The 21,526-nt window shown below is 69.3% G+C and carries 15 protein-coding genes; 10 read left to right on the plus strand and 5 right to left on the minus strand.

Going from position 1 to position 21,526, the window contains the following annotated elements; all coding sequences use genetic code 11:
* The first annotated feature begins 1 nt into the window (after window position 1).
* Together ABZ374_RS01230 and ABZ374_RS01235 are read left to right on the plus strand one after the other, a co-directional pair.
* Window positions 2–2,152, plus strand: a complete 2,151-nt coding sequence (locus tag ABZ374_RS01230) for a DUF6571 family protein (RefSeq protein WP_360304775.1) — start codon at window positions 2–4, stop codon at window positions 2,150–2,152.
* Window positions 2,153–2,205: 53 nt separating this feature from the next.
* Window positions 2,206–3,294 carry a hypothetical protein gene (locus tag ABZ374_RS01235; protein ID WP_360304777.1) on the plus strand — a complete coding sequence of 363 codons (1,089 nt, stop codon included), beginning with the start codon at window positions 2,206–2,208 and terminating at the stop codon, window positions 3,292–3,294.
* A 307-nt stretch (window positions 3,295–3,601) separates the two neighbouring features.
* On the opposite strand, the gene ABZ374_RS01240 is transcribed toward ABZ374_RS01235, so the two are convergent.
* The 3 genes from ABZ374_RS01240 to eccCa form a co-directional block, all read right to left on the minus strand.
* On the minus strand, window positions 3,602–4,900 hold the full coding sequence (locus ABZ374_RS01240) for a S8 family serine peptidase (protein ID WP_360304779.1): 1,299 nt from the start codon (window positions 4,898–4,900) through the stop codon (window positions 3,602–3,604).
* 1,712 nt (window positions 4,901–6,612) lie between these two features.
* Window positions 6,613–7,086: a hypothetical protein gene (locus tag ABZ374_RS01245; protein WP_360304781.1), complete on the minus strand. Its 474-nt coding sequence runs from the start codon at window positions 7,084–7,086 to the stop codon at window positions 6,613–6,615.
* A 162-nt stretch (window positions 7,087–7,248) separates the two neighbouring features.
* Window positions 7,249–11,199, minus strand: a complete 3,951-nt coding sequence (gene eccCa / locus ABZ374_RS01250; protein WP_360304783.1) for a type VII secretion protein EccCa — start codon at window positions 11,197–11,199, stop codon at window positions 7,249–7,251.
* Between the two features lie 277 nt (window positions 11,200–11,476).
* Here eccCa and eccD point away from each other — a divergent pair, with 277 nt between their 5' ends.
* The 6 genes from eccD (at window position 11,477) to ABZ374_RS01280 (ending at window position 18,492) form a co-directional block, all read left to right on the plus strand.
* Complete coding sequence (gene eccD, locus ABZ374_RS01255) at window positions 11,477–12,877, plus strand: type VII secretion integral membrane protein EccD (protein ID WP_360304785.1); 1,401 nt, start codon at window positions 11,477–11,479, stop codon at window positions 12,875–12,877.
* Window positions 12,878–13,021: 144 nt separating this feature from the next.
* Window positions 13,022–13,309, plus strand: coding sequence for a 30S ribosomal protein S15 (gene rpsO, locus ABZ374_RS01260; RefSeq protein WP_360304787.1), 288 nt, complete (start codon window positions 13,022–13,024; stop codon window positions 13,307–13,309).
* Between the two features lie 321 nt (window positions 13,310–13,630).
* Window positions 13,631–15,853 carry a polyribonucleotide nucleotidyltransferase gene (locus ABZ374_RS01265; RefSeq protein ID WP_360304788.1) on the plus strand — a complete coding sequence of 741 codons (2,223 nt, stop codon included), beginning with the start codon at window positions 13,631–13,633 and terminating at the stop codon, window positions 15,851–15,853.
* Window positions 15,850–17,211, plus strand: a complete 1,362-nt coding sequence (locus ABZ374_RS01270) for a pitrilysin family protein (RefSeq protein WP_360304790.1) — start codon at window positions 15,850–15,852, stop codon at window positions 17,209–17,211. The genes ABZ374_RS01265 and ABZ374_RS01270 overlap by 4 nt, the downstream gene beginning before the upstream one ends.
* Window positions 17,212–17,260: 49 nt before the next feature.
* A complete protein-coding gene (gene dapB, locus ABZ374_RS01275; protein WP_360304792.1) occupies window positions 17,261–18,013 on the plus strand; it encodes a 4-hydroxy-tetrahydrodipicolinate reductase in 753 nt (250 codons plus the stop codon).
* Between the two features lie 5 nt (window positions 18,014–18,018).
* Window positions 18,019–18,492, plus strand: coding sequence for a hypothetical protein (locus ABZ374_RS01280; RefSeq protein WP_360304794.1), 474 nt, complete (start codon window positions 18,019–18,021; stop codon window positions 18,490–18,492).
* Here ABZ374_RS01280 and ABZ374_RS01285 read toward each other — a convergent pair.
* Together ABZ374_RS01285 and ABZ374_RS01290 are read right to left on the minus strand one after the other, a co-directional pair.
* Window positions 18,489–19,163 (minus strand): helix-turn-helix domain-containing protein, encoded by a 675-nt coding sequence (locus ABZ374_RS01285; RefSeq protein ID WP_360304796.1) that lies wholly within the window; start codon window positions 19,161–19,163, stop codon window positions 18,489–18,491. The genes ABZ374_RS01280 and ABZ374_RS01285 overlap by 4 nt on opposite strands.
* Before the next feature lie 95 nt (window positions 19,164–19,258).
* The gene (locus ABZ374_RS01290) at window positions 19,259–19,804 is read right to left on the minus strand and encodes a GNAT family N-acetyltransferase (protein WP_360304798.1); all 546 of its coding nucleotides are present in this window, start codon (window positions 19,802–19,804) and stop codon (window positions 19,259–19,261) included.
* Between the two features lie 174 nt (window positions 19,805–19,978).
* Between ABZ374_RS01290 and ABZ374_RS01295 the strand changes: the two genes are divergently transcribed.
* Entirely contained in the window at window positions 19,979–20,731 is a 753-nt protein-coding gene (locus ABZ374_RS01295; protein ID WP_360304800.1) for a hypothetical protein, read from the plus strand.
* 48 nt (window positions 20,732–20,779) lie between these two features.
* Window positions 20,780–21,523, plus strand: a complete 744-nt coding sequence (gene thyX, locus ABZ374_RS01300) for an FAD-dependent thymidylate synthase (RefSeq protein ID WP_360304802.1) — start codon at window positions 20,780–20,782, stop codon at window positions 21,521–21,523.
* Window positions 21,524–21,526 lie beyond the last annotated feature (3 nt).

Raw genomic sequence — 21,526 nt, forward strand, 5'->3', positions numbered from 1 at the left:
GATGAACCTCGCACAGTTTCGACAGGCCAACCTCGACGGCCTGTCGGCGGCCGTGGCGTACTGGGACACCCTGGCCGGACAGATGCAGGGCGTCGAACTCCGCCTGGGAACCGAGTTGTCGGGGCCGATCAAGAGCGGCACATGGCTGGGACTCTCCGCCACGTTCGCCGGCCTGCGCATCGACACGGTGCACAAGCAGTTGGAGAACGCCACGCTGGAAAGTCGGGCGGTCGCCTCGGTGCTCAGTGACGTCAACGGTGATCTTCGCAAGCTGCGTGAGGAGTTGCGGAGCATCGAGGCGGAGGCGGCGGCCAAGAAGCTGGTGATCGCGGCGGACGGCTCGGTCAACTGGCCGCCGATGCAGGTCGCTCCCGGGCAGGAGGTGAGCAAGGAGGCCGGTGATCGTTACACCGCGGAACAGCGCTCGCACGCCGAGGAGATCGGTCGTCGGATCACCGACCTGCTGCGTCGAGCGGGCGACGCCGACGAGCGGGGAGCGGTGGCCTTGCGGGCCACGCGGGGCAAGGACGCGAGCACCTTCGACTCGCCCGACGCGCTCGGCGGTGGCGCCGAGGCCGATGCCAAGCGTGCGTCCGACCTGTTCACCCGCCTGTCCTCACTGGACGCGGGTGATCTGGACCTGTTGCGCAACATCATGCAGGCGAACTCGGGCAACCCGAACTTCGCCGAGGCGCTGACCCGGAGCATGAAGCCGACGGGTCTCTACGACGCCACCGGCCTGATCGCCCAGATGAACGCGCGGATAGCCGCCGGAGACAGGAACGACCCCAGGCTCGCGGACCTGAAACAACTCCAGACCGACCTGGGCAATTCGCTGGCCGCGGCCAGTCCGCGCCTGGCCAAGGACCCGGCGTGGATGGCCTCGATGACGGAGGCGGGCCGCCGGTTCGTCCGGGTCGGCGACGGTGACGCCTACCCGGGCCGGGCCACGGTCTACGGCTACCAGTTGCTGGGCACGCTGCTGAGCCATGGCACGTACGACACCGGCTTCCTTCGGCAGACCGCCGACGAGGTGATCGCGTTCGAAAAGGCCGCCGGCAAGCCGTCGATCTGGAGCACGACCCTCATCCCGCCGCCCCGCTTCGGCCTGGACCTCTCCCGCCCCGGCAGCGGCTACGACCCGGTGACCGGCGTACTGACCGCGATGAGTTGGAACCCCGAAGCGGCGAAGGGCTTCTTCGGTGACGGCGGCCCGGCCCGACTCGACTACCTGTTCAAGGGCCGCGACCCGATCCCGGACCATGTCGGCGGCGGCGGTGAGCCGACGAGTTTCGACGCCTTGGGGAACGCGCTACAGGCCGCCACGACCGGCCGAATCCCGACGGGCGGTGTGGGGCTGCCGGACTCTCCGATGTTGCCGCACGACGATGTGATGCGACGCATCGCGCAGGAGTCGGTCACCTACCTCGGTGGTCATTCGAAGCTGGGTGGTGCGGTGCCGGGAAGTATGAGCGACAGCGTCGCGAATATTCTTTCGGAATATGTGGAGGAAACCCATCGCAGCCTGGCTCGGCAGGATGGGACACAGCCCTTTTTCGATACCGGTGATCTGGTTCGGGCAATCAAGGGGACGGCTCAGGATCCGGCCGCCTTCAGATCGCTTTACAATCACGAGCTGGAATACACCGCGGCCACCGTGTCCGCCGTTCCGCCGGGGGACCATCAGCGGATCAGGAACGAGATTGTCGACGGCTCCGAAGCGCTCGGGGCCATGGACGAGATTCGCGCCCAGGAAATCAAGGACCGAGCCGGCGATCAGGACAGCGCGAAGAACTGGGAAAGCAAGTACTGGTACCACGGGGTGGGCGGCGGCGTCAACGCGCTGGCGGGGGTCGCACTGCCGCCTCAGTACGCATTTCTGGGGGACCTCGGCCAGCGTGGGGTCAGCCTTTTCACCGACGGGTGGTATGCGGATCGGAGTGCCGATATCGCCGAGAAGACGGCACTCGACGTGGAAGAGTTGCGTCGGGACAACGCGGATCGGTTGGACCGGGCATTGAGGAGTTGGGGATCCAACAGTCCGGAGCGGGACGCACCCGGTTTCGGCGAGACCCTCAGAGGGTGGATCAACGACTCGCAAGGCGGCTACGGGGTGGGCGGAAAAAGGGCTCACGATCTTCTTGGCGCGTGATGCGGCCACGAGGTGGCCCGACAATTCCCTTCGACAATTGAAAGCGTGTGTTCATGGCCGGTGTATTCGGGAGACGCAGGACCGTTGCCCTCGCGGTCGTCGGATGTTCGGTGGTTGTCGGCGGGATCGTTCTCGCAACGAACGAGCAGCTCCCGTGGCAATCCGAGGAGTATGCGGCGCCGTCGAAAGTGTGCTCGGGTGCGTTGGCCGGCAAGGAGGCCGTGCGTTTCGTGAGTGGGTCGGCGAAGGGCAGCCACGGGGACATTCGGACGATGGAGACCGTCCGGCCCGTTTCGCAGACCTTCTCGGGAAGCTTCACCTGCGAGGTTTCCGTGCCTGTGGCGCGGGGTGCGGCAAGTCTGCCGGCCTCCCGTTTCATCGAAACGCCGGTTGCCGATCGTGCTCGGTTGGACTTCACGATGTCGGGGCCGACGAGTGAGACGGACGGCAAGATCTGGTCGACCTATCAGGACGGTGCGACGCCCCTCGGGTCCGGTCTCAGCGGAGCGGTGACCGACAACGAGGCGTGGGTTCTGATGCCGAAATGCGAAAAGACGCCGAGTGATCTGCGGGACATCCCGCGGTTTGCCAGGCTCGGAGTGGCTCGGACCAAGAACGCGTCAACGGCCGACACACGAGCCGAACTGGCTGCGATGCTGACCCGGTTGGCGAATCGGGCGATGGAGGCGGTGGGCTGTACGGAGCGGATACCCGCTTTGGATATTTCCGCCGGTCCGGTTCGCCGGACAGCGCTGCCGGCCACGGGTGGGTGTCTTCCGGTGGGTGCGGCGGAACTTGGGATTGGGAATGTGGCGGGGTGGAGTCAGGAGAGCTTCGTGACGAACCCCGACTCCCTATCATGGTGTGATCTTTATAATGAAAGAGGGGAGCGGGCTTTGCGGTTCACGAAGATGCGTTATTATTTTGCTGATCCGCGGAACTCGGTTAATTATGCGTTTCCGGGTGGGCGGGCGTTGCAATGGGGGTGTGAGCCTGGGCGGGGCTCTCGGGCGGAGGTGGACGCCGCGCCGGTGCGGGTGCTTGATCGGTCGGACGATCGCTTGCGGCCTTTGGGCGAGCTGAAGGCGGCCCTCGTGTCCGCTGCGCCCGAACCGGCGGCTTGCGCGGTTGCGGCGAAGTAGGTGGCGCGCGCCAGGGGGCGCGGCGGCGGCCTGCTTGATGGCGGTCGACGGCATGATCGTGGTGGGTAGCCCGGAGATGCATGTCGACAGCGCAGACGATCTGCATATCGATCCGCGTCAGGTACGGGCCGAAGTGGCCAGCGATGATCCTGTTCTCGGAATCGGCGCGGCCAGTCATGCCGGGTGGCAGGCCGACCATGGGAGGAACGTGCCGCGCACGCGTCGGAATTCGGCGGAAATCTTTCCGAGTCCCTCGCCGTGTAGGCCGATGTGACCGGGAAACGGGCCGTGGCGGGGCTGCCGTTCGTCAGCGCTGATCGTAGGGGCTGCCGCCCGGGTGGTAAGTCGGTGGCGGGGGAGTGGGCCAAGGGGGCGCGACCGCCTGCCGGTGGGCCGATTCGCGGGCGCGGCGACGGCGGGTGGTGATGACGGCGGCGCCGGCCACGAGGGCGGCTGCGGCGATGGTGCCGACGAGGATGGGGACGAGGAGGCTGTCGTCGTCGGACTTGGGGGCAGTGGCTGCGGCCGGGGGAGCGGTGGCGCTCGGCGGCGCGGACGCGGCGGCCGAGGGGGCGCTTGGTGCGGTGCCGGCGGGAGCACTCGGCGCGGGTTTGTCGCCGCGCACGCCGACGAGCGGATTGACGTCGGCGGGACCGGGTGTGTCGGTGGCGGCGAGGGCCTTGCGGGGGCTGACGATGCCGTAGCCGAAGGCGTCCGAGGGGATGGGCTCATTGGGCCGGTTCGCGGTGTCGAGCAGCCGCCGGATGACCTGGTTGGCGGTCCAGTCGGGGTGAACCGACCAGACGAGCGCGGCGACGCCGGAGGTGAGGGCAGTGGCGGAACTGGACCCGGTACCAACGCAGTAGTGGGTTTGGGACACACAAGCACTGGCGATTTCCTGCCCTGGAGCCGCCAGTGAGGTCCACGACCCGCGCACGCTGTTGTTGGCCGGCTCGCCATCACGATTTACGGCGCTGACGGAGAGGACGCCTGGGTAGGCCGCAGGGTAGACCGGCGTATTGTCTTGGTTATTTGGCGTGTTGCCGCTGGCTGCGATCAGCAGCTTCCCCTTGCCCAACGCATACGTTACGGCGTCTTTCAAGGCAGGGGTGTTGATATTTGAACCCACGGAAAGATTGATGACCTTGGCCGGTGAGTCGGCGGCGAGGCGAACACCTTCAGCCAAGGACGGTTGATCGATACCTCCGACCGGAGCGGGGTTTGTGCGGAACGGCAGGACCTTGGCGCCTGGAGCGATGCCGAAGGCGCCTTGACCACCGCCTGCTTGGCCCTGTCCCACGATAAGGCTGGCCATTGCGGTGCCGTGCCCGTCTTGATCACCTGCAGTGTTCAGACTCGGCAGAGTCTGCCCGACGAGGTCCAGATGAGTGGCGTCCACGCCCGAGTCGACCACGGCAACTGTGACTCCTGCGCCGCGCGTGGTTTTCCAGACGTCATCGATTTTCCAAGCGTCCAAGTACCACTGTTGTGCTCGGATGGACTCGGCATGAGCGGGTGGAGCGAAGTGGCCCGCGCCGACCATGATGATCAGGAGCGCGCCGAGCGTGGCGGACATCCGGAACGTTCGGGTGAGGCGTCCGCTCATGCGGCGAAGTTGTCCTTCCTAAGACGGTGGCGCGGGCGTGTCAGTCGATGACCGGCGGGACGACGCCTGGTCGGCGAGGGCCATCCCAGACATTGTCGTCATCGTCTTCGGAACGTGAGGTGCGGTGTCGGACCTGCTCCGAGCGGGCGCCGCCGGTGAAAGGTGTCCGCTGCCCGGGAGATTGCCTTGCGGCCCGGCTACCGACACCTTCCGATGCCGGGTCGCCGCCTTCTACTGGCAGTGCCCGCAGTCTCGGTGAATTCCGGTTGGATGCCGTTCCCGAGGCGTTACCCACAGAGCCGCCTCGGGACGCGGCAAGCCTGCGGCCGGCACCGGTCGAGGATGGGCCTCCGGCGACACCGGGGGCACCAGAAGCCCCCGGCATCCCGCCGAGGCGCCCGGAAGAGCTGGTGCTGGACGGACCGGTGGTCCCGACTGCGTTCGAGTTGCGCGCTTCCGGGCGCGCAGTGAATGATCCCCGTCCACCCCCAGCTCCCGGAGGACCGCCACTCCGCGGCGAGGAGCCGGGCGGAACCCCGGCTCCGCCCGGTACCGTTCCGGGGAAGCCACCGCGTGGCGGCGTGCTGCCGGTACTCCCGCCCCCGCCCCCGCTTCGTGGGCCGGAACCGGGGACGCTGGTGCGTCCGGAGCCGCCACCGGGTATGCCAGGGTTGCTCCCCGTGACCGGAAATAGGTTGCCTGGAGGCCCTCCTCCAGGACCATTGCTGCTGGGCACGGTCACTTGTCCCGGCCCGCCGCCGGAGACTTGCGACTGCCAGGGAGCAGTTGCAGTGGGGTCAGGGACCGTGAGCGAACCACTGCCTTGCAGATTGGTCGACTGCGGTACATAGGGGGTGTTGCCTCCCGCAGTGGTTCCGCCTCCAGGACCTCCGTTGATGGGTGCGGAGCCCTGCGGGGCGGAGTAGATCCCCGAGCTAGGTCGGGTTGCTCCGGAATGCGTATCCGTCCTGCTTTGGCCGCCACCGCCTTGGCTGCTGCCACCACCGGAGGTGCCCCCGCCTGGGCCATCTATGGATGTGAGGCCCTGCAAGGTGTCACCGGGTGGAATCGGAAAGGCCGGCGCCTGCATTGCCTTCAGGTCCTGTGCCGTCACCCGATACGTCGAAGCAAGCATCCGCATCTGTGCCACCGCCTCGCGGTGGGCCGCGTCGACCTGGGCCTTGGCTTCCTGTTGGGCCTTGACCGGGTCCACGCCGCCGGGAGGTGGGCCACCGGCGGCCTGGGTCGTCACGGCCAGGGAGACCGTGGCCACCGGGCCCTGGTTCGCCTTGGCCACGATCGCGGGGTCCATGCGGGCCGGCATCCGGGCCTTGGCCACGAAGATCTGTTGGCCCACGTGATTGACGTGGTTGCCGGCCGCCGCGACGTAGTCGCCGAGTCCTGATGCGGCAGCGGTGAGACCGCCCGCCCAAGTGCGGAAGCTGTCCGCGCTGGGGCCCTCCCAGACACCGTCGAGAGCCTTGATGCACTGGCTGAGGCCCTCCGTCGCGGTCTGGATCCGCCGTGCCGTGCCGTTCAACTTCTCGGCGTACTTGCCCAGTGTCGAAGGATTCGCCTGCGCGATCATCGCCTGCAGTTGTTCCAGCGAGAAACTGTCGAAGTCGGTTTCCCCGCCGCCCGGTCCGTTGGTCGGCGCTCCTTCTGCATGCACCATCAGATTCCCCCCACGCCGCCCGGATCGCGTAGTCGCGTCATTCCACGGCCCCCTTGCGCACCGGCGGCGTGCCCGGCGCCGAGCCCGCCACCACGGGCGCCTGTCCACCGGTGGTGATCCGCTGCATCACTTGTTGCAGCGACCGGCGCGTGTCGTCGTCCACGTCGGCAGTGTTCACGCCCGTGACCTTGATCGCCAACTTCATCGCCGTGATCTGGTCCTGCAACTTGTCGATCAGTTGCCGCAATTGCGTCGCCGTCGCGGTGACGACCGCGCCCATCATCGGGGCCTCGGCGAACGACACCCCGAAGTCGCCCGCACCGATTCCGTGTTCCCCCGGGTTGGCCCCCGCGTCCGGGCCGACCAAGTCGGCCAGTACGCCCTCCAGCGCGCTCTGGAACTTTTCGAGCATCTCCAGGCTGATCTGAAAACCGGATCCCGCCATAGCCAACGCTTCCCCCGCGCTTGATGACCTTCGGCCGCGACAGCCTCCCCGGCGCACGTCGGACACGCCTGCGTGTCGCAGCGTCGACTATTGATCCATGGATCGTCAGCGGATCGCAAGAGGAGGCTGACGTTCCGTTATAACTATTCGGATGGTCGGGGTGGCATACCGGCGTAAAGCGGGGCCCGGTCGCTGTGGCGACCGGGCCCCGCTTGCGGGTTCTCGACGTCAGCTCTCCGCGAGCCAGGCCGTCTGGATCAGTTCGACGCCGCGTCGACGGGTGATGAACTGGCCGCGTCCCGGCGGCAGTTGAGCCGGTTTCACGTTGGCCATCAGGGCACCCTCGTCGCGGTTGCCGGACAGGATCAGGCCGGACGTGCCCAGGTCGAGGAGCTTTTGCAGGACCGGCTCGTACAGGGCGCGGCCCGCGCCGCCGCTGCTGCGGGCGATGATCAGGTGCAGGCCGACGTCGCGGGCCAGCGGCAGGAACTCGGCGATGCTGCCGACCGGGTTGCCGCTGGAGGAGGCCACCAGGTCGTAGTCGTCGACCAGCAGGAACAGCTCGGGGCCGCTCCACCAACTCCGGTTGCGGAGCTGGTCCTGGGTCACCTCCGGTCCGGGCAGGCGGCGTTCGATGCCGCCGCGGATCTCGTTCATGAACGAGGTCAGGGCCGGTGCCGCCGCCGCGTACTCCAGCAGGTGCGACTCCGGGACCACGTCCAGGAGCGTGCGCCGGTAGTCGGACACGATGATCCGCGCCTCGGCCGGCGTGTAGCGCTCGGAGATGCCGCGGGCCAGCAACCGCAGGAAGTTGGTCTTGCCGGACTCGCTCTCGCCGAACAACACGAAGTTCGTGTCGACGTTGAAGTCCAGGTAGACCGGGCTGAGCGTCGCCTCGTCCACCCCGATCGGGATCGCCCGACCGGGCACCTGCGCCGGCGTCGGCAACTGCTCGTAGGGCAGCAACATCGGCAACACCCGCACCGGCGGAGCGGGCGGCCCCGCCCAAGCGGCCTTGATCGCGCCCACCATGGCCGCCATGCCCTCGCCCAGGTCCTCCGCCGTGGAGGCCCCGTCGATCCGCGGCAGCGCGGCCAGGAAGTGCAGCTTGTCCGGGGACAGGCCGCGGCCCGGCGCACCCGTGGGCACGTTCGCCGCGAGCCGCCGGTCGACCTCGGACTCCATCGTCTCGCCGAGCCGCAGCTCCAACCGGGTCTGGATCTGGTCCTTGAGCGCGGGCCGGATCTCCGGATGCCGGGACGCGGTGAGCACCACGTGCACGCCGAAGCCCAGACCGCGCGTGGCGATGTCGGTGACCTCGGCCTCCAGCGCGTCGAAGTCGTTCTTGAGGGTCAACCAGCCGTCGACGAACAGGAAGACGTCGCCCCACGCCTCGTCCGGCAGCGTCCCGGCGGCCCGGCGCCTGCGGAACGTGTCGATCGAGTCGATGTTGTTGACCCGGAACATCTCCTCGCGGCGGTCCAGGATGCCCTTGACCTCGCTGACGATCCGGCGCACCCGCTCGGCGTCGAGCCGGCCCGCCACCCCGCCGACGTGCGGCAGGTCGCTCAGCGCGACCATGCCGCCGCCGCCGAAGTCCAGGACGTAGAACTGCACTTCGGTCGGCGTGTGGGTCAGTGCGAAGGAGGTGATCATGGTGCGCAGCAAGGTGCTCTTGCCGCTTCGCGGACCACCCACCACCAGCGCGTGACCGGCCGCGCCGGACAGGTCCGCGTACATCACGTCGCGGCGCTGCTCGAACGGCTTGTCCACCAGGCCCAGCGGCACCACCAGACGGCCGTTCGCGCCCCAGTCCGGCGAGCACAGCCCGCGGTCCGCGGTGACCTGCAGCGGCGGCAACATCTGGTCGACCGAGTTCGACTCGGACAGCGGCGGCAGCCACACCTGGTGCGCGGGCGGACCCTGGTTGACCATCCGGCGCACGATCACGTCCAGCACGGTGTCCGCGAGCGCGCTGTCGATGTCCGGCTCGGGCTCGGGCTCCGGCGGCAGATCGGGCTGCCGGTTCCACATGTTCGCGGCCGTCCACCGACTCCCGAACAGCACCGGCATCGGGGCGCCCGACCGGTTGCGTCGAATCCGGTCGGAGGCCCGGTAGGTACCCGACACGTACGCGGCCTTGAACTGCACCATCGACTCGGTGTCGAACTTGAGATAGCCCGCGCCGGGCACCGACGGCAGGTGATACGCGTCCGGGACGCCGATCGCCGCGCGCGACTCGGCGGCGGAGAAGGTACGCAGACCGATCCGGTAGGACAGGTACGTGTCCAGACCGCGCAGCCGGCCCTCCTCCAGACGCTGCGACGCGAGCAGCAGGTGTACGCCCAGCGATCGGCCGATGCGGCCGATCTGGATGAACATGTCGATGAAGTCCGGCTTGGCGGTCAGCAGTTCGCTGAACTCGTCGATGATGATCACCAGCGAGGGCAGCGGCTCCAGCGCGGCGCCCGCGACCCGGGCCCGCTCGTAGTCGTGCATGTTGGCGTAGTTGCCCGCCGAACGCAGCAGCTCCTGCCGCCGGTTCAGCTCGCCGGTGATCGAGTCGCGCATGCGGTCGACCAGGGTCAGGTCGTCGGACAGGTTGGTGATCACCGCCGCGACGTGCGGCATGTCCGACATCCCGGAGAAGGTCGCGCCGCCCTTGAAGTCGGCGAGCACGAAGTTGAGGATCTCCGAGCTGTGCGTGGTGGCCAGGCCCAGCACCAGGGTGCGCAGCAGTTCGGACTTGCCGGAACCGGTGGCGCCGACGCACAGGCCGTGCGGGCCCATGCCCTCCATCGCCGCTTCCTTGATGTCCAGCATGATCGGCTCGCCGTTCTGGCCGATCCCGATCGGTACCCGCAGCCGGTCGTTCGGCGGCCTGGGCCGCCAGGTCTGCGACACGTCCACCTGCGCGGCGTCACCGATGCCCATCAGGTCGGTGAAGTCCAGGTTGGCCAGCAGCGGCTCGTCGTCGTCGTTGGCCGACAACCGCAACGGGGCCAACTTCCGGGCGAGCGCCTCCGCGTCGCCCGCCGACAGGAAGTCCGGCACCCCCTCGTACGCGCCCGCCGTGGACTCCAGCGTCAGCCGGTCCTCCTCGGCGATGATCGCCAGGCCGCCGCGCAGTTCGTCCAGCGGGCCGGGCACCACCTCGACGATGGTCACACCCTGCAGCCCGTCCGCCCCCGCGAGCAGCGAGTTGGCGGGCACGCCACCGCCGTCCAGGACCACCACCAGATGGGGCTGGTCCAGTACCGGCTGCGCGCCGGCCGCGAAGCGCGAACGCCCGGCCAGGTCCTCCGCCAGCCACTCCTCGATCTCGCCGAGGTCGCCCGCGATCATCCGGATCGAACCGGCGCCGTCCGACTGGGACGGGTGCTGCACGTGCGGGAGCCACTTCAGCCATTCCCAGTGCGGCAGCGAGTTCGCGTCCGTGGCCACCACGATGCGCACGTCGTCCGGCGAGTGCAGCACCGCGAGTTGGCCCAACATCGCCCGGGTCAGCCCGTACACCCGCTCCGGCTCGCCGGAGACGGTCAGGTGGTAGAAGGAGCGCAGCGACACCGCCATCGGCAGGTCGTCCAGCGTCGCCTGGGTGCGCAGGAAGCGCCGCATGGCATCCGCGCACAGCGGCTCCAACTCCTCCAGCGGCGCGGTACTCGGCGCCACCAGCGCAGTGGACAACTGCTGCTGGCCCACGCCGACCCGGACCTGTCCGAAGTCGGCGTCACCGGCCCGGCGTTCCCAGATCCGTCGCTCGCCCGCCGCCACCGACCACAACTGCGCCGGGTCCGGGTGCGTCCACAACTGCGCGTCGCGCTGCTTGCGGGCGGTCCGGCGGACCTCCTTGCGCTGCTGGGCCAGGTACTTGAGGTAGTCGCGTCGGGCGTCGAGCATCTGGACCCGGTTGCCACCGCGCGACTTGATGATGTTGGCGACCACCATGACCAGCGACGAGATCATCATCATGCCGCCCATGACCATCATCATCTTCGGTGCACCAGGCATGAAGAAGAAGCCGGCCGAGCCGAGCATGCCCATCATCGGGAGCACGCTCATGATCCAGTTCTGGTCGGTCGGGCGCTCCAGTTCGGGGGGTGCCTGGAGCTGGATCTCCTCCGCCGGCACAGGCGAGGGCAGCACCCTGGGCGGGCGCTTGACGATGACCACGGTCAAGGTGAATCAGCCTCATCCGTCGCGAGGATCCTGGACACGGATCGAGCCCGCCGCAGAACACGGAAAAGGAGCAGGTGATGTGAGTCAACCCACCCCGTCAGGGTCGTCTCCATGCACACGTGAGGGCGGTTGAGCCGTTCGTGTGTGCGCCGCATACTACTGGCCGACCGCGTCGGCGCCAGTGGCGAGCCGGGTCGCGGCGTATAGAGTGCGTCGTCATCCCGGCCCCTCGGGGCCGCGGGACACGGGGCAGCTACAAGCAGGGGGATCTGCACAGGTGAACTCCACGACCACGACGGTCACCACCGGGTTCGCCCGGATCACCGTCATCGCGCCGGACTGCCGAGTCGACCTCGCGCTGCCGGAAGAGGTCCCGCTCGCCGAGCTGTACCCGGAGATACTCCGGCTGTCCGGGCAGACCCAGCGCAACGGCGCGGTGACCGGCTTCCAGCTCACCCGGCTCGACGGCGAGGCCCTGGACAGCGCGCTCACCCTCGCGGGGCAGCACGTGCGCGACGGGGAACTGCTGCGCTTCACCGCCCTCGCCGACGCACCGCCGCCGCCGGTCTACGACGACGTGGCCGACTCGGTGGCCACCTCGGTCACCGGCGACAACCGGCTGTGGACGCCGGAGATGTTGCGGATCGCCGGCCTGTCCGGTGCCGCCGCCTTCTTCACCCTGGGCGCCATCGTGCTCTGGCGGATGACCCCCCTGCCGCACGGCCTGCCCGCCATCGTCGGCGGCTCGCTGGCCCTGGTGCTCACCGTGGTCGCCGGCGTTCGCTCGCGGGTCTACGGCGACCACGTGGGTGGCGCCGTGCTCGGCCTCGGCGCGCTGCCGAACGCCTTCCTGGCCGGCCTGGGCGCGATCGAGCCGCCGGTGCGCGAGGGCCCGGGCCGGGTGCAGTTCCTGACCGCCTGCGTCGCGGTCCTGGTGGTGTCCACGCTGATCGCCGCGCTGCTGCCGGAACGCGGCGCCGTCTACATCGCGGGCGCCGGCGCCGGTGCGCTGGGAACCCTGGCCACCTTCGGCCTGATCACCTTCGAGAGCGGCCCGCGCGAGGCGGCGGCCGTCGCCGGCACCGTCGCGCTCGCGATGATCGCCTTCCTGCCCTCCTGGGCCGCCCGCCTGGCCCGCCTGCCGATCGGCTTTCTGCCCTCGGACGCGCCCACCGCCCGGCAGAGCGACACCCTCGACCACGCCGACGTCGCCGCGCGCGCCCGCAACGGACACGAACTGCTCAGCGGCCTCACCGGCGCGTGCGCCGCCGTGATCGTCGCCTCGTGCGTCGTGCTGGGCAACGTCGACACCATGTGGACCCGGGTCCTGACCGCCGTGCTGGCCCTGGTCACCCTCGGCCGCGCCCGCCTGTTCCGGCACACCACGCAGGTCACCGTGTTGTACACGGCCGGCCTGCTGGGCCTGGCGATGCTCTTCATCGGCCTGACCCTGGACACCGGATTCCTGGACAAGGAGCGGCAGGGCTGGATCTTCGCGCTGGTCTGCGCGGTCGGCGCGCTCCTCGCGATCGTCGCCACCACCGTGCCCACGCGCGGCCTGTCCCCGTTCTGGGGACGCGCGATGGACGTGCTCGAAGGCATGTTGATGGTGTCCGTCGTCCCGCTGTGCCTGGCCGTGCTGGATCTGTACGACAAGCTGCGGAACATCACGGCCTGATGCGCTCCTGCTAGGGTTGTCCGTATCCCGGAGCCTCGTGCCCGGGATGCGCGCTGTCCACGGGCCGCGCGCCCGCACCATGTGAGCCAAGTTGCCTCCGTGAGTCAGACCGGGGGCGCTCACCACCTTGCAGAGGGAGAACACGTGTCGCTCGACACCGCAACGAAGAAGCAGATCATGGCCGACTACGCCACCAAGGAAGGCGACACCGGCTCCCCCGAGGTGCAGGTCGCGATCCTGAGCTTCCGCATCAACGAGCTCACCGCCCACCTCAAGGAGCACAAGCACGACCACCACAGCCGCCGGGGCCTGCTGCTCCTGGTCGGCCAGCGTCGTCGCCTGCTCGGCTACCTGGCCAAGAAGGACATCGAGCGCTACCGCACGCTGACGGACCGCCTGAGCATCCGCCGCAGCGGCGTCGGCATCCGCTAGTAACGCACGACGGGGGAGCGGCTTTCACGAGCCGCTCCTTCGCCGTATCCGGACACGGTCTTTGTAGGCTGTGTCCCGCGCGCGGGCATCCCGCGCTGCGATAGAACAAGACAGCACGAACCCCCTTCCCGTGCATCGGCACGAGGGAGACGAACAAAGACTGGGAGCGCCGCGTCGCGACCAAGGCGCCGACCTACAGCGCCGGTCCTCGGTAGTGGCCCCCGGGTAACGCACCCGGGTGCTTCGATCGAAGACCGGCTCGGCCGGCCCTGTGGCGTCATGCGCCGCGGACCTCCCTCGAAACGAACGAGGAGGGCACCCGTGGAGGGTCCCGACATCAGCTTCGCCGAAGCAGTCATCGAGAACGGCACGTTCGGCAACCGCACCATCCGCTTCGAGACCGGCCGGCTCGCCCGGCAGGCCGCCGGTTCCGCCGTGGTCTATCTGGACGACGACACCATGGTGCTCTCGGCCACGACCGCCTCGAAGCGCCCGAAGGACCAGCTCGACTTCTTCCCCCTGACGGTGGACGTCGAAGAGCGCATGTACGCCGCGGGCAAGATCCCCGGCTCCTTCTTCCGTCGCGAGGGCCGCCCGTCCGAGGACGCCGTCCTCACCTGCCGCCTGATCGACCGTCCGCTGCGCCCGTCCTTCAAGAAGGGCCTGCGCAACGAGATCCAGATCGTCGAGACGATCATGGCGCTCAACCCGGACCACCTGTACGACGTCGTGGCGATCAACGCGGCCTCGATGTCCACCCAGCTCGCCGGCCTGCCGTTCTCCGGCCCGATCGGTGGCGTCCGGGTGGCGCTCATCGACGGCACCTGGGTCGGCTTCCCCACGCACACCGAGCTCGAGCGCGCCGTGTTCGACATGGTCGTCGCGGGCCGCGTGCTCGAGGACGGCGACGTGGCGATCATGATGGTCGAGGCCGAGGCCACGACCGGCACGATCGAGCTGGTCAAGGGCGGCGCGGAGGCGCCGACCGAGGAGGTCGTGGCGGACGGCCTCGAAGCCTCCAAGAAGTTCATCAAGGCGCTGTGCGCCGCGCAGGTCCAGGTCGCCGAGAAGGCGGCCAAGGAGACCGGCGAGTTCCCGGTCTTCCTGGACTACCAGGACGACGTCTTCGAGGCGCTGGCCGCCGCGGTGACCGACGAGCTGTCGGCCGCGCTGACCATCGCCGGCAAGCAGGCCCGCGAGAGCGAGCTCGACCGGGTCAAGGACCTGGCCGCGGAGAAGCTGCTCCCGGCGTTCGAGGGTCGCGAGAAGGAGATCGGCGGCGCGTTCCGCTCGCTCACCAAGAAGCTCGTGCGTCAGCGCGTGCTGCGCGACAAGGTGCGCATCGACGGTCGCGGCCTGACCGACATCCGCACCCTGTCGGCCGAGGTCGAGGTCATCCCGCGCGTGCACGGCTCGGCCCTGTTCGAGCGCGGCGAGACCCAGATCCTGGGCATCACCACGCTGAACATGCTGCGCATGGAGCAGATGCTCGACACGCTCTCGCCCGAGACGCGCAAGCGCTACATGCACAACTACAACTTCCCGCCGTACTCGGTCGGCGAGACCGGCCGGGTGGGTTCGCCCAAGCGCCGCGAGATCGGCCACGGCGCGCTCGCCGAGCGCGCCATCCTCCCGGTCCTGCCGGCCCGCGAGGACTTCCCGTACGCGATCCGTCAGGTGTCCGAGGCGCTCGGCTCCAACGGTTCGACCTCGATGGGCTCGGTCTGCGCGTCCACGATGTCGCTGCTCAACGCCGGTGTGCCGCTCCGGGCGCCGGTCGCGGGCATCGCGATGGGGCTGATCTCGGACGAGGTCGACGGCAAGACCGAGTACGTCTGCCTGACCGACATCCTCGGTGCCGAGGACGCGTACGGCGACATGGACTTCAAGGTCGCCGGCACCAAGGAGTTCGTCACCGCGCTCCAGCTCGACACCAAGCTCGACGGCATCCCGGCGTCGGTGCTCGCCGGTGCGCTCAAGCAGGCCAAGGACGCCCGCCTGCACATCCTCGACGTGATGATGGAAGCCATCGACACGCCGGACGAGATGTCGCAGTTCGCGCCGCGCATCATCACCGTCAAGATCCCGGTGGACAAGATCGGCGAGGTTATCGGCCCGAAGGGCAAGATGATCAACCAGATCCAGGACGACACCGGTGCCGAGATCACCATCGAGGACGATGGCACGATCTACATCGGTGCCTCGGACGGCACCTCGGCCGAGGCCGCGCGGGCGACGATCAACGCGATCGCCAACCCGACGATGCCCGAGGTCGGCGAGCGGTACCTGGGTACGGTTGTCAAGACCACCACGTTCGGCGCGTTCGTGTCGCTGATGCCCGGCAAGGACGGCCTGCTGCACATCTCGCAGCTGCGCAAGATCGCCGGCGGCAAGCGGGTCGAGAACGTCGACGACGTGATCAAGGTCGGCGACAAGGTGCAGGTCGAGATCGCCGAGATCGACCAGCGCGGCAAGCTGTCGCTCGTCCCGGTCATCGAGGGCGAAGACAACGCCGAGACCGCCGAGGACGCTGCCGCCAAGTGACGTCCTCCTCGTCGAAGAACCAGGTCGCTGCGTCCGCGCAGCGGCCTGGTTCCACGAAGACCCTGCTGCGTGACGCGGACGGCACCGGTGCCGTCCGCCGCACCGTCCTGCCCGGCGGCCTTCGGGTGATCACCGAGAACATGCCCTCCGTGCGCTCCGCCACGTTCGGGATCTGGGTCGGGGTCGGCTCGCGGGACGAGACACCCGCGTTGGCCGGCACCTCGCACTACCTCGAACACCTGCTGTTCAAGGGCACCGAGAAGCGCGACGCGCTGGAGATCTCGGCCGAGCTGGACGCGGTCGGCGGCGAGATGAACGCGTTCACCACCAAGGAGTACACGTGCTACTACGCACGTGTACTCGACACCGATCTCCCGCTCGCGATCGACGTGATCTGCGACATGGTTACCAGCTCGCTGATCGACGCCGAGGACGTGGACGCCGAACGCGGCGTGATCCTCGAGGAGATCGCGATGAACGAGGACGAGCCCGGCGACCTCGTGCACGAGCTGTTCTACGACGCGATGCTCGGCGACGCCCCGCTCGGTCGTCCGGTGCTGGGCACGGTCGAGTCGATCAACGCGCTCACCCGGACCCAGATCAGCGGCTACTACAAGCGTCGCTACAAGGCGCCGAACATGGTGGTGACCGCGGCCGGCAACGTCGACCACGCCAAGGTGGTCCGCCTGGTCAAGAAGGCGTTCGCGCAGGTGCGCGTGGACGAGCAGGCGGTGCCCGCCGCGCCGCGCGCCGGTGGGCGCGGGGCCCGGGCGACCGGCAGCGTACGGGTGCTGAACCGGCCGACCGAGCAGGCCCATCTGGTGCTGGGCATGCCGGGGTTGGCCCGGGACGACGATCGGCGATTCGCGCTCAGCGTGCTCAACACCGCGCTGGGCGGCGGGATGAGTTCGCGGCTCTTCCAGGAGATCCGGGAGAAGCGCGGCCTGGCCTACTCGGTCTACTCCTTCCACTCCGGCTATGCCGACCTGGGCGTGTTCGGCATCTATGCCGGTTGCCAGCCCAAGAAGGCCCGCCAGGTGATCGAGATCTGCCGGACCGAGCTGGACCGGGTGGTCCGCGAGGGCCTGCCGCAGGACGAGATCGATCGGGCCATCGGGCAACTGCGCGGCTCGACCGTGCTGGGCCTGGAGGACACCGGGTCCCGGATGAGCCGGATCGGCAAGAGCGAACTCGTCTACGGCGAGCACCTGTCCGTCGACGAGGTACTCGCCCGGATCGCGGCGGTCACCGCCGCCGAGGTCCACGACGTGGCGAAACACCTGCTCGCCGCGCGGCCCACCCTGGCCGTGGTCGGACCGTTCGCCGACGACGGGGACTTCGTCGCCGCGTCGGCCTGATCGCGGCGCGATCGAAGTCGAAACACGTTCTGACTGGAGAGTGCACGACATGACTGCAATCCGGGTGGGTGTGATCGGTGCGGCCGGCCGCATGGGTTCCGAGGCGTGCCGGGCCGTCGAGGCCGCGGCCGACCTCGAACTGGTGGCGCGCGTCGACGAAGGCGACGACCTCGCCGAACTCGCGAAGGCGGGCGCGCAGGTCGCCGTCGACTTCACCCACCCGGGTGTGGTCATGGGCAATCTCGAATATTGCGCCGGCGCCGGCATCCACGCCGTCGTGGGCACCAGCGGTTTCACCCCCGACCGCCTGGCGCTGCTGCGCGAGTGGCTGGCGAAGAGCCCGCGGACCGGCATCCTGATCGCGCCGAACTTCGGCATCGGCGCGGTGCTGATGATGCAGTTCGCGGCGAAGGCGGCCCGGTTCTACGAGTCGGCCGAGATCGTCGAACTGCACCACCCGAACAAGCTGGACGCGCCCAGCGGCACCGCCCGCCGGACCGCCGAGTTGATCGCCGAGGCACGCGAGCGGGCGGGCCTGGCGGACATGCCCGACGCGACGGTGGACGACCCGGACGGCGCCCGCGGCGGCAAGGTCGACGGCGTCCCGGTGCACGCGGTGCGCCTGCGCGGTCTGGTCGCCCACCAGGAGGTCCTGCTCGGCGACGAGGGCGAGATGTTGACCATCCGGCACGACTCGTTCCAGCGCACGTCGTTCATGCCGGGCGTACTGCTCGGGGTGCGTCGTGTGGTTTCCGTGCCCGGCCTGACCGTGGGCCTGGAACACTTCCTCGATCTGGACTGAGCATCGTGAAGCAACGTGTCACCGCGCTCGTGCTGATCGCGGTTCTGGTGTTCTACGTCTTCCTGGTCGGCAGTCGTGGCCTGATCGCGATTCGCGACGGGGAGCCGGTCACCATCGTGCTGGGTCTGGCGATCCTGCTCGTGCCGATCGTCGGCGCCTGGTACATCTGGCGCGAGGTGCGTTTCGGCTTCGCGATGCAGCGCCTGGCCCGCGAGTTGGCGGCCGAGGGCGCCCTGCCGCCGGACGAGTTGCGGCGCACGCCGGGCGGCCGGGTCGACCGGGACAGCGCGGACGCGGTGTTCGAACGACGCAAGGCGGAGGTCGAGGCCGCCCCCGAGGACTGGCGGGTCTGGTACCGGCTGGCCGTCGCGTACGGCGACGCGCGCGACAACGCGCGCGGGCGCCGGGCCATGCTCACCGCGATCCGCCTGCACGCCGGCCGACCTGCGGCGAGGGCCCAGGGCGCGTCTTCGCCCTAGGTTCGCAGGGCCGGCCGGCCCGTCGGCGGTTCCAGCGCGGCCAGCACCTGGGCGGACACCGGCGCGGCCAGAATGCCGACCACCGCGTCCACCAGGTCCGCCACGAAGGCCGCCGGCGGCAACACGTCGTGCGCCTGCCCCTCGTACACCCGCTGTTCCCGGTCGGCCGTGGCGTGCACCGCCAGACTCCCGCCCAGCCGCAGCCGGTTGCGCCGCACGGCGGTCGGCAGATGACCCAGCGCGAGGTCGATCAAGGCGCCGAACTCCGGTGAGCTGCCCTCCAGGCCCATCGCCGGCAGCGCGTACGTGCTCGCGCCCATGTGCTGGTGCACGCGGGCCAGAAAGCGCAGATAGAAACTGCCGCCGACATCGATCTGTTCGGCGAGCGGTCGCACCATGGCCTCGGCCAGCGTCCTCGGCTGTGCGTCCAGTCCGGTGCGCACCGACTCCCGGACCAGATCCTCACGGCGCGCGTTGATCGCCACGAGTCGGAATCCGAAGATTGCCCGGATCAACTCCTCTTTGTTGCCGAAGTGGTATTGCGCGGCCGAATTGTTGCGCTGACTCGCCGCGACACTGATCTGTCGCAGCGAGACCGCGTCGATTCCGTGCACGGCGAAGAGCCGCTCGGCGGTGAGCAGAAGGCGCTCGCGGGTCGGAGTTCGGCTCACGGCGCCCACGTTAAGACGGCTGACTTACCTTGTTCAATGGCACATCGGTGTGGTGTTCACCGTGTTCGTCGGCCGTTTCGTCCGCCGATCCGCGCTCACTCGCCGATGGCCACCGCCGTGTGCAATCGCACCTGTCGGATCACCGAGCCGCCCGCCTCGTCCACCCACAGTTCGCGGGTCGCGCCGTCGGGTGCCCAACCGGTGCCGACCAGGAAGTCGTACAACGGCTTGTCGCTCTCCAAAACCCAGGTCACCAGCGTTTCCACCTCGTCCGTCGCGGCGTCCGCGACGACCGCCGTCAGCAGCCGTGAGGCGTGCCCCTCGCGCTGTCGTGGCGGGTCGATCACCAGGATCGCCAACTCGCCGGAGCGGGCCGGGTCGAGATCCTCGTCCGAGCCGGGCACCAGGGCCGCGAAACCGGCCACGGTCGGCCCCGCACAGGCCACCAGCAGGCGGTGGCGGGGCGAGGGTGGCGCGATCGCCGCGTCCTCCCACTCGGCGGCCAGCGCCCGGGGCGTCGCCGCCTCCAGCGCGGCGGCCGGCAACACTCCGGTATACGCGTCGTGCCAGGCCCGGGCGTGCGCGGCGCCCAGGGCGGCACCGTCGCCGGCGTGGGCCGGGCGTACGTACGGATCGGTCATGTGGCGCCCCCATCGTCGAGTACGGCCGATTCTCGCGCGCCCCGGCGGCCCGTGTCCCCCGCTCGCCGAACGCGCACACGGGTGGGCGACACGCGGGACAGGCGCTCCCGACCGCGCGCGCGGCGTGCGACGCTGTCCGCCAAGGATTGGTGGGCGCGGCAGCGGAGGATGGTCATGGGGGTCCGGATCCGACGAATCGCCCCGGCGTGTGCGGTGGTCGTGCTGCTCGCGAGCGGCTGCATGGTCGGTCCGACGATCGACGACGAGAAGCCGAAGGCGGCGGGCGCGGGCGCGACCGGCAATCCGCCGGACCTGCCGGGCAAGAACCCGACGGGTGGTTCGGCGCCGAGCGCGGCGCCCCCCGGCGCGGCGGTCCCACCCGGCCAGGTCCCGCCGAAACAGGGCTCGCACACGTACTCGAACGGGTTGACGGTGGCCACGCTGCCACTCGCGGTGACCCGCTCGGTGGGCGTGCCGAACGAGAAACGCGAGACGGTCGACGTCGCGATCCCGATCCGATACACCAACCGGACCGGCTCCAACCTGGTGGCCGACCTGTTCGGCGTGACGCTGTACGCCGGGCCCGACGGGTGGCCGTGCGGGCCCGCGAAGACCGGGCCCCTGCGCAGCGGCCCGGATCAGGCGGCGCGCAACGCCGACACGGTGTTCACCTACAACTTCGCGGTGCCCCGCGAGCTGGTCGGCAGGCTGGTGATCCAGGTGCAGCCGTTCATGTCCCGGCTGGACAAGGCAACCTTCGAGACGTCCGTGGCGCTGCCCGCGAGTGCCGCCACCCGGCCCGCCGAGGGTCCGGCGACGCAACCCGGCACGGTGGTGGTGCCCAGGTCCACACCGACGGCGGGCGCCTCGGCCACCGCGTCCGCCGGCTCGGCCACGGCGTCGAGGGATGTCGGTGGGCGTGGTTAGGCTGGAGCGCCCGTCCACCCCGACCTCACCGACGAGGAGCAACTCCGCGTGACCGAAACACCCCAGGAGAATCCGTCCGCCATCCGCTTCCGCAGCGACGTCACGGTCGAGCTGATCAAGCACAGCGCCGCCGACCAGGACGTGTTGTGGGCGGCTCGGGTCTCCACGGCGGGGGAGAAGTCCCTCGACGAGCTCGAAAAGGATGCCTCGCGGTCCAGGGGGCTGATCAACTTCCTGATGCGGGACAAGCACGGCAGTCCCTTCGAGCACAACTCGATGACGTTCTTCGTGAGCGCGCCGATCTTCGTCTTCCGCGAGTTCCACCGGCACCGCGTCGGCTGGTCGTACAACGAGGAAAGCGGCCGCTACCGCGAGCTGCAGCCGGTGTTCTACGTGCCCGCCGAGGACCGCAAGCTGGTCCAGCAGGGCAAGCCCGGTGCCTATGTCTTCGTCGACGGCACCCCCGAGCAGTACAAGACGGTGGACAGCGCCACGCGCGAGTCCTACGAGGCCGCCTACGCGGGCTACCAGCGCATGTTGGCGGCGGGCGTCGCGCGCGAGGTGGCGCGCACCACGCTGCCGGTGGGCCTCTACTCGTCGATGTACGCGACCTGCAACGCGCGTTCGCTGATGCACTTCCTCGGCCTGCGCACCAAGCGTGAGGACGCGACCTTCCCGTCCTTCCCGCAGCGCGAGATCGAGATGGTCGCAGAGGGCATGGAGGCCGCGTGGGCCGAGCTGATGCCGCTCACGTACGCGGCGTTCAACGCGAACGGACGAGTCGCGCCGTAGGTG

This window comes from Embleya sp. NPDC005971, from assembly GCF_040629175.1.
GTDB lineage: Bacteria > Actinomycetota > Actinomycetes > Streptomycetales > Streptomycetaceae > Embleya.

Bases quoted from the DNA above. Each gene is read 5' to 3' on its own strand.
- ABZ374_RS01230 (WP_360304775.1), top strand. From the start codon at position 2: ATGAACCTCGCACAGTTTCGACAGGCCAACCTCGACGGCCTGTCGGCG.
- ABZ374_RS01235 (WP_360304777.1), top strand. From the start codon at position 2,206: ATGGCCGGTGTATTCGGGAGACGCAGGACCGTTGCCCTCGCGGTCGTC.
- ABZ374_RS01240 (WP_360304779.1), bottom strand. From the start codon at position 4,900: ATGAGCGGACGCCTCACCCGAACGTTCCGGATGTCCGCCACGCTCGGC.
- dapB (WP_360304792.1), top strand. From the start codon at position 17,261: ATGACTGCAATCCGGGTGGGTGTGATCGGTGCGGCCGGCCGCATGGGT.
- ABZ374_RS01290 (WP_360304798.1), bottom strand. From the start codon at position 19,804: ATGACCGATCCGTACGTACGCCCGGCCCACGCCGGCGACGGTGCCGCC.
- ABZ374_RS01295 (WP_360304800.1), top strand. From the start codon at position 19,979: ATGGGGGTCCGGATCCGACGAATCGCCCCGGCGTGTGCGGTGGTCGTG.